14 protein-coding genes are annotated in these 15,517 nt (G+C 34.0%); 4 read left to right on the top strand and 10 right to left on the bottom strand.

Annotation, left to right across the window (positions count from 1 at the left end; genetic code table 11):
* Positions 1-53 precede the first annotated feature (53 nt).
* Both ccoS and AC061C_RS07480 read right to left on the bottom strand, forming a co-directional pair.
* On the bottom strand, positions 54-236 hold the full coding sequence (gene ccoS / locus AC061C_RS07485) for a cbb3-type cytochrome oxidase assembly protein CcoS (RefSeq protein WP_417984974.1): 183 nt from the start codon (positions 234-236) through the stop codon (positions 54-56).
* Between the two features lie 117 nt (positions 237-353).
* Positions 354-2,759: a heavy metal translocating P-type ATPase gene (locus AC061C_RS07480; protein ID WP_478290653.1), complete on the bottom strand. Its 2,406-nt coding sequence runs from the start codon at positions 2,757-2,759 to the stop codon at positions 354-356.
* A 109-nt stretch (positions 2,760-2,868) separates the two neighbouring features.
* Between AC061C_RS07480 and AC061C_RS07475 the strand changes: the two genes are divergently transcribed.
* The gene (locus tag AC061C_RS07475; RefSeq protein WP_309758873.1) at positions 2,869-3,549 is read left to right on the top strand and encodes a Crp/Fnr family transcriptional regulator; all 681 of its coding nucleotides are present in this window, start codon (positions 2,869-2,871) and stop codon (positions 3,547-3,549) included.
* Positions 3,550-3,554: 5 nt separating this feature from the next.
* Here the strand turns inward: AC061C_RS07475 and AC061C_RS07470 are convergent, their stop codons facing one another.
* From AC061C_RS07470 to def, 4 genes are all read right to left on the bottom strand, one after another.
* Entirely contained in the window at positions 3,555-5,009 is a 1,455-nt protein-coding gene (locus AC061C_RS07470) for an APC family permease (RefSeq protein WP_478290652.1), read from the bottom strand.
* A gap of 92 nt (positions 5,010-5,101) precedes the next feature.
* Positions 5,102-5,875 carry a nucleoside triphosphate pyrophosphohydrolase gene (gene mazG, locus AC061C_RS07465; RefSeq protein WP_478290651.1) on the bottom strand — a complete coding sequence of 258 codons (774 nt, stop codon included), beginning with the start codon at positions 5,873-5,875 and terminating at the stop codon, positions 5,102-5,104.
* 80 nt (positions 5,876-5,955) lie between these two features.
* Complete coding sequence (locus tag AC061C_RS07460) at positions 5,956-6,438, bottom strand: DUF5606 family protein (protein WP_478290650.1); 483 nt, start codon at positions 6,436-6,438, stop codon at positions 5,956-5,958.
* 88 nt (positions 6,439-6,526) lie between these two features.
* Positions 6,527-7,114: a peptide deformylase gene (gene def / locus AC061C_RS07455; RefSeq protein ID WP_417943781.1), complete on the bottom strand. Its 588-nt coding sequence runs from the start codon at positions 7,112-7,114 to the stop codon at positions 6,527-6,529.
* 194 nt (positions 7,115-7,308) lie between these two features.
* Between def and AC061C_RS07450 the strand changes: the two genes are divergently transcribed.
* On the top strand, positions 7,309-9,525 hold the full coding sequence (locus AC061C_RS07450) for an FUSC family protein (protein WP_478290649.1): 2,217 nt from the start codon (positions 7,309-7,311) through the stop codon (positions 9,523-9,525).
* 59 nt (positions 9,526-9,584) lie between these two features.
* Here AC061C_RS07450 and AC061C_RS07445 read toward each other — a convergent pair whose 3' ends face one another.
* Both AC061C_RS07445 and ruvX read right to left on the bottom strand, forming a co-directional pair.
* A complete protein-coding gene (locus AC061C_RS07445) occupies positions 9,585-11,081 on the bottom strand; it encodes a malate:quinone oxidoreductase (RefSeq protein WP_478290648.1) in 1,497 nt (498 codons plus the stop codon).
* A 119-nt stretch (positions 11,082-11,200) separates the two neighbouring features.
* Positions 11,201-11,617, bottom strand: coding sequence for a Holliday junction resolvase RuvX (gene ruvX / locus AC061C_RS07440; RefSeq protein ID WP_309759683.1), 417 nt, complete (start codon positions 11,615-11,617; stop codon positions 11,201-11,203).
* 277 nt (positions 11,618-11,894) lie between these two features.
* Between ruvX and AC061C_RS07435 the strand changes: the two genes are divergently transcribed.
* Positions 11,895-12,710 (top strand): 2,3,4,5-tetrahydropyridine-2,6-dicarboxylate N-succinyltransferase, encoded by an 816-nt coding sequence (locus tag AC061C_RS07435; RefSeq protein WP_478290647.1) that lies wholly within the window; start codon positions 11,895-11,897, stop codon positions 12,708-12,710.
* A 46-nt stretch (positions 12,711-12,756) separates the two neighbouring features.
* Here AC061C_RS07435 and AC061C_RS07430 read toward each other — a convergent pair whose 3' ends face one another.
* Entirely contained in the window at positions 12,757-13,512 is a 756-nt protein-coding gene (locus AC061C_RS07430) for a lipopolysaccharide kinase InaA family protein (RefSeq protein ID WP_478290646.1), read from the bottom strand.
* A 64-nt stretch (positions 13,513-13,576) separates the two neighbouring features.
* Between AC061C_RS07430 and AC061C_RS07425 the strand changes: the two genes are divergently transcribed.
* Entirely contained in the window at positions 13,577-14,638 is a 1,062-nt protein-coding gene (locus AC061C_RS07425; protein WP_478290645.1) for a glycosyltransferase family 9 protein, read from the top strand.
* 29 nt (positions 14,639-14,667) lie between these two features.
* On the opposite strand, the gene AC061C_RS07420 is transcribed toward AC061C_RS07425, so the two are convergent.
* On the bottom strand, positions 14,668-15,486 hold the full coding sequence (locus AC061C_RS07420) for a glycosyltransferase family 2 protein (protein ID WP_478290644.1): 819 nt from the start codon (positions 15,484-15,486) through the stop codon (positions 14,668-14,670).
* Positions 15,487-15,517: the final 31 nt, after the last annotated feature.

Raw genomic sequence — 15,517 nt, 5'->3', positions numbered from 1 at the left:
AAAAAATTAAATGATTGAAAAATTTTAAAAATTACTGTTGAATATCACAAAGTCTAGTCACTTTTGACTTTTGGTTTTTCAACTTTCGGCTGTATTAATTCGTCGTCAAATAGCATTCTGACGGAAGGGGTGTAATCATCGTCATATTGACCAGTTTTTACTGCTCGTATAAAAGCAATAAAGAAACCAATGGCGACTATTATACTGATGGAGATTAATAAATAAATGACACTCATACCTTAATTTGTGTTGACAAAGTTACTTTTACGTTTTGGAGTAAAATATGACATTTGTCATACTTACTAATATCTGTTAAATCTATGTGAAAGCACACCTCAAAAACGTACACAATTCTATTTTTTATTTGCATAATAACTACTCATCATCGTAACAAAACTTACAATGGTTATTGTACTCAAAGGCATTATAATAGCTGCAACCAGAGGCAATAAATTCCCAGTAATCGCAAACGATAATCCCACTACATTGTACAATAAGGAAAGCCCAAAACTCATTTTGATAGTAGTAATTGAATTCTTTGATAATTTCAAGAAATAATTCAATTTTTGAAACTCGCTGGCATCCAAAATAGCATCACAAGCTGGTGAAAAAACATTAACATTCTCAGAAATGGAGATTCCTACATTGCTTTGCGCTAAAGCCCCGGCATCATTCAATCCATCGCCTACCATCATTACATTTTTGCCGTTTTCCTGTAATTTTTTAATAAATTCTAATTTTTGTTCCGGTTTCTGATTGAAAATTAACTCCGTGCCTTTCGGCAAAAGTTGTTCTAGAGTAGCGCGTTCGCCTTCATTATCACCTGATAAAACCATGATTTGATAGGTATTGCTTAAATTTTTGAAAAGATTTTCAAGTCCTTCTCTATATTGATTATTGAAAATAAATTTTCCGTAATACACATCATTTATCTTTATGTGAACCGAGGTTTGCTGAACGTTATTCTCTTCCAACTTTTCAACAAAATCGGCAGAACCTATCTGGATTTGTTGACCAAAAATCTGTGCTTGAATTCCTTTTCCGGTGATTTCTTCAAAATGATCCACTTTAAACTTTTTGGCATCATTTCCTGACTTACTTTGCAAAATTGGATTGGGCAAATAGTCGTATAACATTCTGCTTAACGGATGATTGGAGGCGCGAAGTACATTTTTTACCAGCAATAAATTCTCATCGGAAAGGACGGTTCCTTCATAAGAAATTTTCGATTTTTTATTCGTGGTAATCGTTCCTGTTTTATCAAAAACAATGGCATCTACCTTCGCCAATTGTTCAATAACCAACGCATTTTTGAGATAGAATTTCTGTTTTCCTAAAATACGCAATACATTCCCAAAAGTAAATGGTGCCGTCAATGCCAAAGCACAAGGACAAGCAACAATAAGCACTGCCGTAAACACATTGAAAGCGATATTCGCATCAATAAAAATCCAGTAGCCAAATCCTGCAAAAGCAATCAATAATAAAAAAGGTGTAAAATAACGGCTAATGCTATCCGTAATGGTTTTGTGTTTTTGCTCTACATTTTTTTGGAACACATCATTACTCCATAATTGCGTCAGATAACTTTGGGAAACAGCATGTAAAACTTCCATTTCAATTACTTTCCCTATATGTTTTCCTCCTGCAAAAACTTTGTCTCCAGATTGTTTAGCAATAGGAATCGCTTCTCCGGTAACAAAACTATAATCGATTTCTGCATTTTCCGAAATTAAAATGCCATCTACGGGAATGAGTTCTTGATTTCTGATGAGTAATCGATCACCTTTTTCAACGTCGTAAATCGCCACACTTTCTTCTGATAAATCCGAATTGATTTTGGTAATTGCTATCGGAAAATAGGATTTAAAATCCCTTTCGAAACTCAAAAAACTATAGGTTTTGATTTGGAACATTTTCCCTAAAAGCATAAAGAAAATCAATCCGGTTAAGCTGTCGAAAAAACCAGAACCGTAATCCATAACAATATCAAACGTACTTCGCACAAACATCACTACGATTCCCAAAGCAATAGGAATATCAATATTGAGCATTTTAGTTTTGATACTTTTATATGCTGAGACATAATAACCACTTGCCGAATAAAAGAAACTCGGCAACGCTAAAGCAAAAATCAACCAGCGGAAAAAGCCTCGGTATTGGTCTAACCAAAATTCTTTTACTTCAAAATATTCCGGAAACGAAAGCAACATAATATTCCCAAAACAAAAGAAAGCAACGCCTAGTTTATAAGTCAAACTTCTATCTACTTCATCACTTCCCGTTTCATAATTTTCTAAACTAATGTAGGGTTCATAACCAATAGAACTCAATAAATAAACAATCGTTTTGATAGAAACAACTTCTGGATTGAAGGTGATTCGGACCCTTTTTTCTGGAAAATTTACCTGTGAAGTGCTTATTCCTTCCTGAAGACGCTGTAGATTTTCCAGAATCCAAATACACGAGCTGCAATGAATATGTGGAATACTAAGTGAAATAATTGCGGTTGAATTTTCTTGAAATTCCAATAATTTGGATGCAATACTCTCATTGTCTAAAAAATCATATTTACCAGTACTATCTTGCGGGGTTGCTCCAGGGGATTTTTCAAAATCATAATAACACGTTAAATCATTTAGACTGAAAATTTCGTATACCGTTTTACAACCGTTACAACAGAAATTTTTAGTGTCAAAAATAATTTCGTCTTCTTTAATAATGTCTAACCCACAATGGAAACAGTTTTGTGTGTCCATAACTTTGCTCATTTTACCTAGAGCAAAGTACTTAAACGATTGTTAATTAAAACATGACATTTATCATATTAATGAGTTAGTTTTGTTCTGTAAATAAATGATAAGCAATATGAGCAAATGCGAACAATGTATCGTCAGAGAATTTAGCTCTTTAAAAGCCTTAACTAAAGATGAATTATTAAAACTTTCTAACTGTAAAACATCCCATATTATCAAAAAGGGAGAAGTTATCTTTGAGGAAGGTGAAAATGTGAATGGTATCTATTGTATCAAGGATGGTGTATGCAAACTAACCAAATTGAGTGCAAACGGCAAAGACCATATTGTAAAATTAGTTACTAAAGGAGAATTACTAGGACAACGCTCGATGATTAGTGATGAACCAGTAAACTTGAGTGCCGTAGCTCTAGAAGATATGCAGGTTTGTTTTATTCCAAAGTCGGAAGTGATGGGGTACTTTGACAAAAACAATCAGTTTTCCATGAATGTGATGAAAAGTATTTGTGGAGATCTAAAAGAAGCAGATGATCACATGGTGAATTTGGCCCAAAAAACAGTCAAAGAAAGATTAGCCGAAACGCTGCTTTATCTAAATAATACTTTTGGAAAAAACAAAGATAATTCTTTGAAAATACAACTTTCAAGAGACGAATTAGCCAGTATAATTGGCACTGCCACTGAAAGTTGTATTCGTTTATTATCCGATTTTAAAAAATTAGGATTGATAGAATTAACAGGCAAAAAAATTATTTTAAAAGATATCAATGCACTAAAAAAACTAGCAGAATAGCTCCATTAATTTTGCTCTTTCTTATTCATTACAAAATAATACACCGGTATACCAAGTGCAACTATACACAATCCTAATCCCGTATTGAACGTATCATAAATCAATAATGTGAGGCAAATTGCTACTGTTACTACAATATAAAGTGCAGGTACAAATGGATAGCCAAAAGCTTTATAAGGCCTATCCGCATTAGGTTCTTTTTTTCTAAGAATAAATACGCCCAAAATAGTTAGGATATAAAACAACAACGATGCAAAAGTTGCGTACGTTAATAAATCCCCGAACTTTCCCGAAATACAAAGCACACACGCCCAAATACACTGCACCCAAAGCGCTTTGGCTGGAACCTGATTTTTATTTAACTCCGTAGCTTGTTTAAAGAACAATCCATCTTTTGCCATAGCAAAAAACAATCTTCCTCCTGAAAGAATTAAACCGCTGTTACATCCAAAAGTGGAAACCATGATTAACGCAGCCATTACAAAAACCCCTACATTTCCCATGATCATGCTTGCAGCCGCCGCGCCTACTCTATCGTTACTGGCAAACATGATTCCGTTACTGGCAATATCTGCAGCGTTTGGAGTTCCTTGCATAGGTAATAAAGCCAAATACGCAATATTCGCTAAAACGTATATAACTGTTACTATCAATGTTCCTAGAAATAAACTGCGAGGAATATTCTTTTTAGGTTCTTTAATTTCTCCAGCAATAAAAGTAACGTTATTCCAAGCATCACTAGAAAATAACGAGTTGATAATCGTTGCTCCTGCAGCACCCAAAATAGCCATTCCTGCTAATTTTGTCACTGTCACGGTTCCGTCAGGATTCACGATCGTTTTGCTGGCTTCCCACATATTTGCAAAATTATTGGACAAAACATCCGTTTGTAAACCAACATATAATCCCAAAACAATCAATGCAAAAAGTGCAATCAATTTAGCCGAAGTGAAAATCAATTGAACCGTTTTCCCGCTCTCAACTCCTTTGGTATTGATGTACGTTAGCAAAATTATACTGAAGATAGCCAATACTTTTTGGTACGAAAAAACAAAACTAGTACCAATAGTAAAGAGCGTTTGATCTAAAACAGGAAAGAAGATGGCGGCATAATTCGCAAAAGTAACTGCAATTGCAGCAATGACACCCGTTTGAATTACCGTAAAAACGGTCCAGCCGTATAAGAATGAAACTAATCTGCCGTAAGCTCGCTGAATGTAAACAAATTGCCCGCCTGCATTAGGCATCATTCCAGCCAATTCGCCGTAACTTAGGGCTGCAGCGACTGTAATTAATCCTGTCACTACCCAAATGACCAATAACCAAGCAGCGGAGCCAATATCCCTAGCCATTGCTGATGTTACAATAAAAATTCCAGATCCTATCATGGAACCAGCTACTAAACTTGTGGCATCTATTAATCCTAAGGAACGTTTTAACTCGGTTTTATTTTCTGACATGGGTAAATTAATTATTTAAAACTGGATACTAATCCCGAAATATCGAGACTGAAATCTAATCGTTAATTACTATAAAAACTGAACAATGAAAACTATAACTTCTTCGCTTCTTCCCAAAAAATATCCATTTCTGCAAGGGTCATATCCATTAAGGGTTTTCCTAAAACTTCCGCTTTACTTTCGAGATATTGAAAGCGTTTGATGAATTTTTTATTAGTACGTTCAAGGGCGTCCTCTGGATTAACATTAAGAAAACGAGCATAATTGATCATCGAAAATAAAACATCCCCAAACTCTGCTTCAATTTTATCTTGATCACCTGCTTCAACCTCAACTTGTAATTCTTCTAATTCCTCTTGGACCTTATCCCAAACCTGATGTGGTTCCTCCCAATCAAATCCCACTCCTTTTACTTTATCCTGTATTCGGCTGGCTTTGACTAAGGCAGGTAAACTTTTTGGAACACCTTCTAAAACTGATTTCTTGCCTTCCTTCAACTTTAATTTCTCCCAATTCTGTTTCACTTCCTCTTCATCTTTCACTACAACATCGCTGTAAATATGTGGATGACGATGAATTAGTTTATCACAAATTTCATTGCACACATCAGCTATATCAAAATCACTCGTTTCGCTTCCTATCTTAGCATAAAAAACAATATGCAATAGCAAATCTCCCAGCTCTTTTTTGACTTCATTTAAATCATTGTCCAAAATGGCATCGCCCAATTCATAGGTTTCTTCTATGGTAAGATGACGCAACGTTTGCATGGTTTGCTTCTTGTCCCACGGACATTTTTCACGCAAATCATCCATAATGTCCAATAATCTTTCGAAAGCTTGCAATTGATTTTGTCTTGAATTCATTAGAAAATGTTTTTGGTAAAAATAAAAAAATCCTGTTCAGAAAATAGCTGAACAGGATTAAATATTATTGTTAAGTAGTATTACTCTTTTTTTGCTTTTACTTTTTTAGCTGGAGCTTTAGTTTCTGGAGTTGTTACTTCTTCTTCAGAAGTTGTAGTAGTTTCAGCTGCAACTGGCGCTTCATCTACAATTAACCCTTTTGCTTGCAACATATTGTACCAATTTAGGATTTTTTTTATGTCTGAAGGATATACTCTTTCTTCGTCATAATCTGCTAAAATTTCCTTGAAATAAGCAGTTAATTTTCCGTTTTCCTCTTTATGAGAAATTGCTTGCTCTTTATTTTCTTTATCTGCAATTGTTTGCATGATTTCAGCTAAAGGTTTCTCGCCTTCATAGGTATAAACTGAAATCTCAGATAGTAAGCTTACATTACTTTTTAAGTTTACTGTGATTTTTTTTCCGTCTAATAATGACTCTGCTACAAACCCAGTACGTGTTTGCACTTTTAATACATATAAACCTGGTTTACCAGAAATGGCTAATATTTTTTCTAAATTCATGTTTTGTGTAATTATTATTAAGAATTTGACTTATTCGTTTTTCATTTAGAAACAAATTTCATACCAAAATTGAGTACTAAAAATTGTTCTATCTTCCTTTTTTAGCAAAAAATTTCATTCGGTACTCTTGAAAAGTTTTCCCTTCTAAGATGTTTTTTAATTTCTTTTGGTTCAATCTTTTTTTCAATGAGGATATTTTATCGGTGAATAATATTCCTTCAATATGATCGTATTCATGTTGGATTACTCTGGCGATTAATCCGTCAAAAACTTCCGTTTTAGTTACAAAATCCTCTTCACAGTATTCAATTGTAATTGTTGGATTTCTGTATACATCCTCTCTTACATCAGGTATACTCAAACAACCTTCATTAAAGCTCCATTCTTCTCCTTCTTCTTTTATCATTTTAGCATTGATAAAAGTTCTTTTGAATCCCTTTAATGCTTTTTGTTCAGTATCATTTAATTCTTCATCATCGCTAAACGGCGTAGTATCGATTACAAATAATCGCAACGCTAATCCTACTTGAGGTGCGGCAAGTCCAACACCATAAGCATTGTACATCGTTTCGTACATGTTAGCAATCGTTTCTTTCAAATTAGGATGTTCTGGTGAAAGCACCTCGCCTACTTTTCTTAAAACTGGATCACCGTAACCTATAATTGGTAAAATCATTGTTTTTGTATTAAGTATTATCTACTGTAATTAGGAAAAAGATCCCATTAATTCAGTTTGCAAAAATAGTAAAAAATTAGACATTGCGTGAGCCTCTGTTAATTATTAGCTAATATTTAAAATTTAAGCAAAAAGAGCGTAACAGATCCTTGGCATCGTTCGTACAAACCTTACCTTTGTACCAATACAAATATATGCTTTACAAAATCCAAAAAATTATCGACAGCACCAATTTTACTAGTGCTTTAAAAGTTACATTAGCGGCAGTTATCCCTGTTCTATTATTCACTTTCTATGGTAATTTTCAAATGGGTTTTGCTATGGCTCTAGGCGCAATTTTTGCATATCCAAGTGATATTCCTAGTAGTATTCAACATAAAATAAAAGGCATTCTAGTTACTGCTTTTTTAGTATCGGGACTCCATTTACTGGTTAATCTCGTTTATCCTTTTCCTTTTATTTTTTATCCTTTTTTAGCGGTTTTAATCTTCCTTATTGCCATGCTGTCGGTATATGGACAAAGAGCCAACATGGTTTCATTTTCCTGTTTGGTTGCCGTTTCATTAGCATTTGCGAGTATCAGCACGGGTTGGTCTATGATCATTCATTCCAGTTTAATTCTTTCAGGTGGACTGTTCTATTTACTTATTTCGATTATTTTTCAATACCTGAGTCCGCATCGCTATGTTGAATTACAGATTGCTGATTGTATAAAACTTACCGCTAAATATTTAAAACTTCGAGGCGATTTATGGACTGTAACTGCCGATAGAAAAGCTATTATCGAGAAGCAACTACATCTTCAAGTAGAGCTTAATACCATACATCAAAGCATAAGAGAGGTATTAGTTAGCGGACACGGTGCCTCAGGATCTTCCAATCAAAACCGAAAAATGCTACTTGTTTTTATCTCATTGGTAGAAATTTTAGAATTGGCTTTATCTACAGCATTTGATCATAATACGTTACACCAAAAATTCGATGACCATCCGAAAGTGTTGCACTCCTATCAAAACTTAGCCTATTCCCTCGCAACTAGTCTAAAACAATTATCAAAAAGCGTCAAGAAAAGCACGACATACATTTATAAGTCTACTTTGTTGCATGACATGCATGCCTTACAACTTTCAATAGCAGCTTATGAAAATGAATTAGGTAGACAAAATGCTTCCGAAGGCGTTTTTATGTTGACAACAATGCTACAATATGCTGAAAAACAAGTAGAAAAGATTAAAATTGTAGAGCGTGCGTTCTCTCCTAGTTTTAGTGCACAAGATTGGAAAGGAATTGACAAGGATCTTGAAAAATTCCTCAATCCGCAATACTATCCATTAAGTACTTTAACCCAAAATCTTAGTTTTTCATCTACGATTTTTAGATATTCTATGCGATTAACCATAACCTTAATGACGGGGTTTATTATTGGTAAATTTGTATCATTCCACAATGAATATTGGATATTATTGACCATAATTGTAATCATGAGACCGGGTTATGGTTTGACGAAGGAGCGATCTTTTCATCGTTTAATTGGCACTGTGTTGGGAGGCATACTCGCATTTGGAATCCTTTACCTTGTAAACGATAAGAGTATTATTAGTGTTTTTTCTATTGCTTGCATGCTATTGGGATTTTATTTTACGCAAGTCAATTACAAAATAAGTGCCACATTTGTCACCATGTACGTTGTGTTCATTTATGGAATCATTACACCAAATATTAGTGATTTAGTGCAATATCGAATTCTGGACACAGTCGTCGGAGCAGTTTTGGCATTTGTTGCAAACCATTTTTTATGGCCTTCCTGGGAATTTCTAAATGTGCGAATACATCTAGAAAAAGCAATCAAAGCCAATCAAATTTATCTTCAAGAAATAGCTGCTTTTTATAATAAAAAAGGAAGCATTTCGACTTCCTACCGTTTGGCGCGCAAGAATGCCTTTATTGAAATAGGTAATTTAATGGCTTCTTTCCAACGTATGACGCAAGAACCCAAATCGAAGCAAAAACAATTGCCACAAGTGTACAAACTGGCTGTTTTAAATCATTCGTTACTTTCTTCTTTAGCTTCATTGGGAACTTACATCCAATCACACAAAACGACAACTGCCTCTGAAGCATTTAATGTAGTTGTTGATACTGCTATTAAAAAACTTGATAATGCCATTTTTCTTTTGAATGAAAATAACGCAAAGCTTCAAGAAAATATTTTAATGGAAGACTTGGAAATCCGATTTACCGAACTAAAAAATATTCGTGAAAAGGAATTGAAGCAGGGAATTGCAATTGATGAAGAGGCGTTTCAATTAAAAATGCAAGAAGCTCAATTAGTGATAGAGCAGTTGATGTGGCTGACGAACCTCTCAGAAAACATTGTAAAAAACATCAAAATATTATTAAAAACTTCATAAAAAAAGCGCTGAATATAGATAAATCTATTATTCAGCGCCTGTAAATTACTATTGAATCTCTAATTGTTTAGTTTTAAAACGGTAGCCGTATTTTGTCTTATTTCATCTAATAAAGCAGGATTATCATTTAAAGTCTGTCCGTATGATGGAATCATGAGTTTTAATTTTTCCTGCCATTCAGGAGTTTCAATTTCATCCTTAAAACACCTTGTAATTAAGTCCACCATAATAGATACAGCTGTTGATGCACCAGGAGAAGCACCCAACAAAACCGATAAAGTGCCGTCAGCAGTGGTAATCACTTCTGTGCCAAACTCTAATATACCGCCTTCTTTTTCATCCTTTTTTATTACTTGTACGCGTTGTCCAGCTCGTTCTAATACCCAATCTTTAGATCTTGCACCAGGCACATATTCGCGTAAAGCATTGATACGATCCTTAGGCGACTGACGCACTTGATCTATCAAATATTTAGTAAGCGGGATATTTTTTATACCAGCAGCAATCATCGGAATGATATTATCTGGCTTTATAGATAAAGGCAAATCAGAATAGGAACCATTTTTTAGAAAGCGAGTAGAAAAACCAGCAAAAGGTCCAAATAACAACTGTTTTTCTCCATTTATCATTCTGGAATCGATATGTGGAACCGACATTGGCGGAGCACCAACACTTGCTTTTCCATACACTTTTACTTTGTGTTTGGCAATAACGTCAGGATTTGTACATTTTAACCATTGCCCACTTACCGGAAAACCACCATAGCCTTTTCCTTCTGGAACGTTGGCTTTCTCTAACAAAGGTAAAGAACCACCACCTGCACCTATAAATACGAATTTGGTATATGCCTTTCTTTTTATTCCAGTTGCCAAATCAGTGATTTTTATACGCCACAATTTATCTTCACCCTGTTTCAGTTTTTGAACTTCACAATTAAAATGCATCGTTACACCTTCTAAATTGGCCAAATAGGTAAATATATTTCGGGTTAGCTCACCAAAATTCACATCAGTTCCAATTGTCATTGAGGTTGCCGCTACTCTATCTGTTTCAGATCTACCTTCCATGACTAGAGGCATCCATTCTTTTAATTGATTGAAATCTGTGCTGAAAACCATCTGTTTAAAAAGTGGATTTGCCTGTAAAACTTCAAAACGTGTTTTAAGATAATCGACATTTTTTTCGCCCCAAACAAAACTTAAGTGCGGAATACTTTTGATAAAATTTTCAGATGCGGAAACTTTATTTTGCTGTACTAAGTAGGCCCAAAATTGTCTTGAAACTTCAAAAGATTCAGCAATACTGATCGCTTTTTTGGGATCAATACTACCATCATAGCCTTCTGGAGTATAATTGAGTTCACAAAAAGCAGAATGACCTGTTCCAGCATTATTCCATGCATCAGAACTCTCGGCAGCGGCCATGTCTAATCTTTCGTAAATTTCAATTTTAATATCTGGTTGTAACTCTTTTAGGATTAAGCCAAGAGTGGCGCTCATAATTCCAGCACCTATCAAAACTACATCACTTTGCGAACGAATGGTTGTATCAGGCATAACAAAAATTTAAGGCGCAAAGATACTTTATATCTGTAAAAAAAGTATAACAATTTATTGTTAAAAAGTAAGAAATTGTAATGTAAGCTTAACCGAACCAAATGGATAACAATTAAATTCTAAAAAGGCTTCCGATTTAAATAATCTTGCAACATTATGGTTGCTGAAATTTCGTCAATAAGTCCTTTATCTTGTCGCTTTTTTTTACTGAGGCCACTATCGATCATCGTTTGGAAAGCCATTTTTGAAGTAAAGCGCTCATCAACGCGAATGACTTTCATCTCAGGAAAATGGTTCGAAAAATGGGTTACAAATCCTTTTATGATCGAAGCACTTTCGGATGGTTCTCCGTTCATTTGTTTGGGTTCTCCAATAAGTACTGCTTCTACTTTTTCTTTGGCAAAATAATCTTTCAAAAAAGCAATCGCGGTTGGAGAAGGAATGGTTGTCAGTCCTGAAGCTATAATTTGCATTTCATCAGTGACGGCTATTCCGGTTCGTTTTTGTCCGTAATCTATGGAGAGAATTCTTGGCATTTTTATAGGGAATCTTTATTTTTTATAAATCCGAAAACGGCAACTAGCTGATGTAGTATGTTTGCTTTGTATTCTACATCCTAATGGACAATTTTCAATTCGTCTGAAGATAATTAACTCAATATTTCTAATATATATGAGTGATTTTTTGGATTAAATTCAAGTATGAATGTTTCCATACTAAATCAATTATATGCACAAATATATAACATTTTCAAATAAAATTGACTTTTTGCTTTTAGCTAAAAATCCTATCTTTGCCAAAAATCTATCAAAAATGAATCCATTACAAACAATTATAGAACAAGCTTGGGAAAACCGTGCTTTGTTGCAAGAAACGACAACAACTGATGCTATCAGAGAAGTTATCGAATTATTAGACACCGGAAAATTACGTGTTGCGGAGCCAGTCGGCGAAGGATGGCAAGTAAATGAATGGGTTAAGAAAGCGGTCGTTATGTACTTCCCTATTCAAAAAATGGAAACATGGGAATCTGGAATTTTTGAATACCACGATAAAATGTTATTAAAGAAAGGCTATGCCGAGAAAGGTATTCGCGTTGTTCCAAACGCTGTTGCTCGTTACGGAGCTTACATTTCAAGTGGTGTGATTTTGATGCCTAGCTATGTAAATATTGGTGCATATGTTGACGAAGGAACTATGGTAGACACTTGGGCAACTGTAGGAAGCTGTGCTCAAATCGGTAAAAATGTACACTTAAGCGGTGGTGTAGGTATTGGAGGCGTTCTTGAACCTTTACAAGCTGCTCCAGTAATTATTGAAGATGGTGCTTTTATTGGATCTCGTTGTATCGTTGTTGAAGGTGTTCATGTGGGTAAAGAAGCCGTTCTAGGTGCCAATGTTTGTTTAACAGCCTCAACAAAAATTATTGATGTAACCGGAGAAACGCCTGTTGAAATGAAAGGATATGTTCCTGCACGTTCAGTTGTGATACCAGGGAGTTATACCAAATCTTTTCCAGCTGGAGATTTTCAAGTACCCTGCGCATTAATTATTGGTACACGCAAGCCATCAACTGATTTAAAAACTTCCTTGAATAATGCGCTTCGAGAATATGACGTAGCCGTTTAATTTGGTATTAATATATTAAAAGTCTCAATTCTAAATTGGGACTTTTTTATTTGCCTATTTTTCTTTTCAAGTATTTCTTTTTAGTGATTTTTCGCTTGAATGAGGTTGTTGTTTTTAAAAGTATTTTATGCAATTTTTCTTCAGGGTGTTGGCTTAATTTTGAATAAGTACTAGCCACTATTTTTACCATTGTTTTAGACAACCACATTTTCTTAAAATTATCCATTCGAGCTTCAATGGACAGGTTTTCAAATTTCATTCGGTTTAAATCAACTAAATAAAAATCATATTTCCCTTCACTTTTCTTTACAATCAAAGTATTACCAGGAGAATGATCTAAAAAATTAATGCTAGCATCATGCATCCTAAAGGTAAATTCTGTAAACTGCTCTAAAATATTTTTTCGGTCGGGAAACAAGGGATCGTGTATCAATTCTCTGATTGTAAAATCATATTCGACTTGGTCACATATGTAATAACTTTCTGATAAAAAACCGAAGCGATTTCGATTTTCAACATAAGCAATTGGAGCAGGAGTAGCAATATTATGTACTAGTAAATAATTAGCATAATCAAAAGAACGTTTAGCTTTTGTGCTCCTAAAAAAAGAATAGATAATTGATTTAAAAAGATTTGGTTTGGCAAAATATTTAATGTTAACTCTTTTCCCGTCCAAATCGTTGGATTTTATTGTGTTTCTTGCACCTTTTACAATTAAATCTCCTTCATTAAAAAAAGTCGCAACTAATTGAAGAATAGAATTTTTCTGATTTTTAAAATCGGGATGAAGAATAACTTGCACTATGTTTTATTTAAATTTGGTTTAAAAGTATAAAAAATAGTACTTTGTACCTAGAAATAATTTTATGAAAAAAGTTTTAATCATACAAAATAAGCGCATTGGCGATGTTTTGATTAGTTCCGTAATAGCAAATAACTTTAAGGCAAAATACCCAAACAGTACGGTTCATTTTTTGGCTTACGATTTTACCCATGGTGTAATCCTAAACAATCCAAATATTGATAAAATTATCTCAATTAATGATAAAGAGCTAAAGAAACTACCTGTTTTATTTCGATTAATTCGCCAAATCAGAAACGAAAAATATGATATTATTTTTGATCCTTACTCCAAAACACAGAGTAAACTAATCTGTAAATTTTCTGGAGCCAAACAAACTATTGGTCATAAAAGCAGAAAAAAACTAGGGAACTGGGGCTATTATACTCATCCCGTAGCTATTTCGAAAGAGAAAACAAAAATTTGTGGTAAGGCTATCGAAGATCGGATTCATTTGTTAAACCAATCGGGTAATTATGAGCCTATAGATTATGAACCTAAAATATTTTTAACTGACAACGAGAAAAATGAAGCTAACTTAGAGTTGCCTTCAAATAAAAAAGTAGTTGTAGTAGGTATATTAGGAAGTACACCCCAAAAATCTATGCCCTACGAATATGTTGCAGAAATGGTTGATTTTATAGCCGCAAACTACAATGTATCTATATTGTTTAACTATGCGCCTAACCAAAAAGAAGAAGCACAAAAAATTTACAATCTTTGCCAAAATAAGGCGGATATCATTTTTGATATTAAAGCTAAAAACATACGTGATTTTATCAAAATCATGGATAAATGCGATGTTTTAGTAGCCAATGAAGGAGGAACGGTACATATTGCCAAAGCATTGAATAAACCTACTTTTACCATTTTCTCACCTTATGTAAATAAAGATCACTGGGCAAGTTTCGAGGACGGAAAATTTCATCATTCAGTTCATTTACTCGAAATAAAACCAAACCTATTTGATGAGTTTACTTTTGAAGAACGAAAGAAAATCGAGAAAAATCCTGATGCATTATACCAGCAACTTACACCAGAGTTAGTTCTACCAGCATTAGACCTCTTTTTAAAAAATAATTTATAGCAAAAAAGCAACTCCAAGAGTTGCTTTTTTTATTTTTTTAGAATGCCAAAATCAGTCCATTTTTTCATTTCCACTTTTGTTTCTTTACGAATGTTTCTGTTCTTATTTATCGATTCTTCAGTGGCATATCCACGAGGATGATCGAGATGCAAACAAACTGTACTGTACCTTATCTGCTTTGGCTTAATGCCATAATTTACTAATCGTTCCCCTAATTCTCTGTCTTGTCCGCCGTATTGCATTCGTTCATCAAAACCATTAATAGCGAGAATATCTTTTTTCCAACCTGATGCGTTGTGCCCATTCCAACTTGGAGTTGTAGGGGTCAAAAAATTTAGAATACTACTTTTTAAACCTGTAGCATTAATTTTATTGTTTTTAAATGAAGATTTCATTCCATGTTTTCTTAACCAAGAAACATCAAAACACAAATCAGCATAAATATCAGATTTACTAATATCCTTAGATAATTGTAAGGGTAATTTATGATAACCACCAGATAGAAAATAGCCTTCTTCTCTAAATTTTATATGTTGTTCAACAAAATCTGGACGAGGAATGCAATCGCCATCAGACATCATAATATAATCTGTGGTACAAGCTACAATGGCTTTATTTAAAATTTGGGATTTCTGAAAACCATTGTCTTCATGCCAAACATGAATGATGGGATAAAAAACTTCTTTTTTCAATTCTTCAATCAAATCGAAGGTATCCTGTCGAGAACCATCGTCAGCTATAACCATTTCAAAATTGCGATAGGTTTGCGTATTGTATCCCCAAATTACTTTTTTAAGCCATTCGGTCGAATTGTATGTGCTTATAATTACTGAAATATTCTTCTGCATAATGCTGCAAAGGTAACGCAAATTTGTTAAT

It is taken from the genome of Flavobacterium sp. GNP010 (genome assembly GCF_056428945.1).
This window is presented reverse-complemented; position numbering and strand designations above follow the sequence as displayed.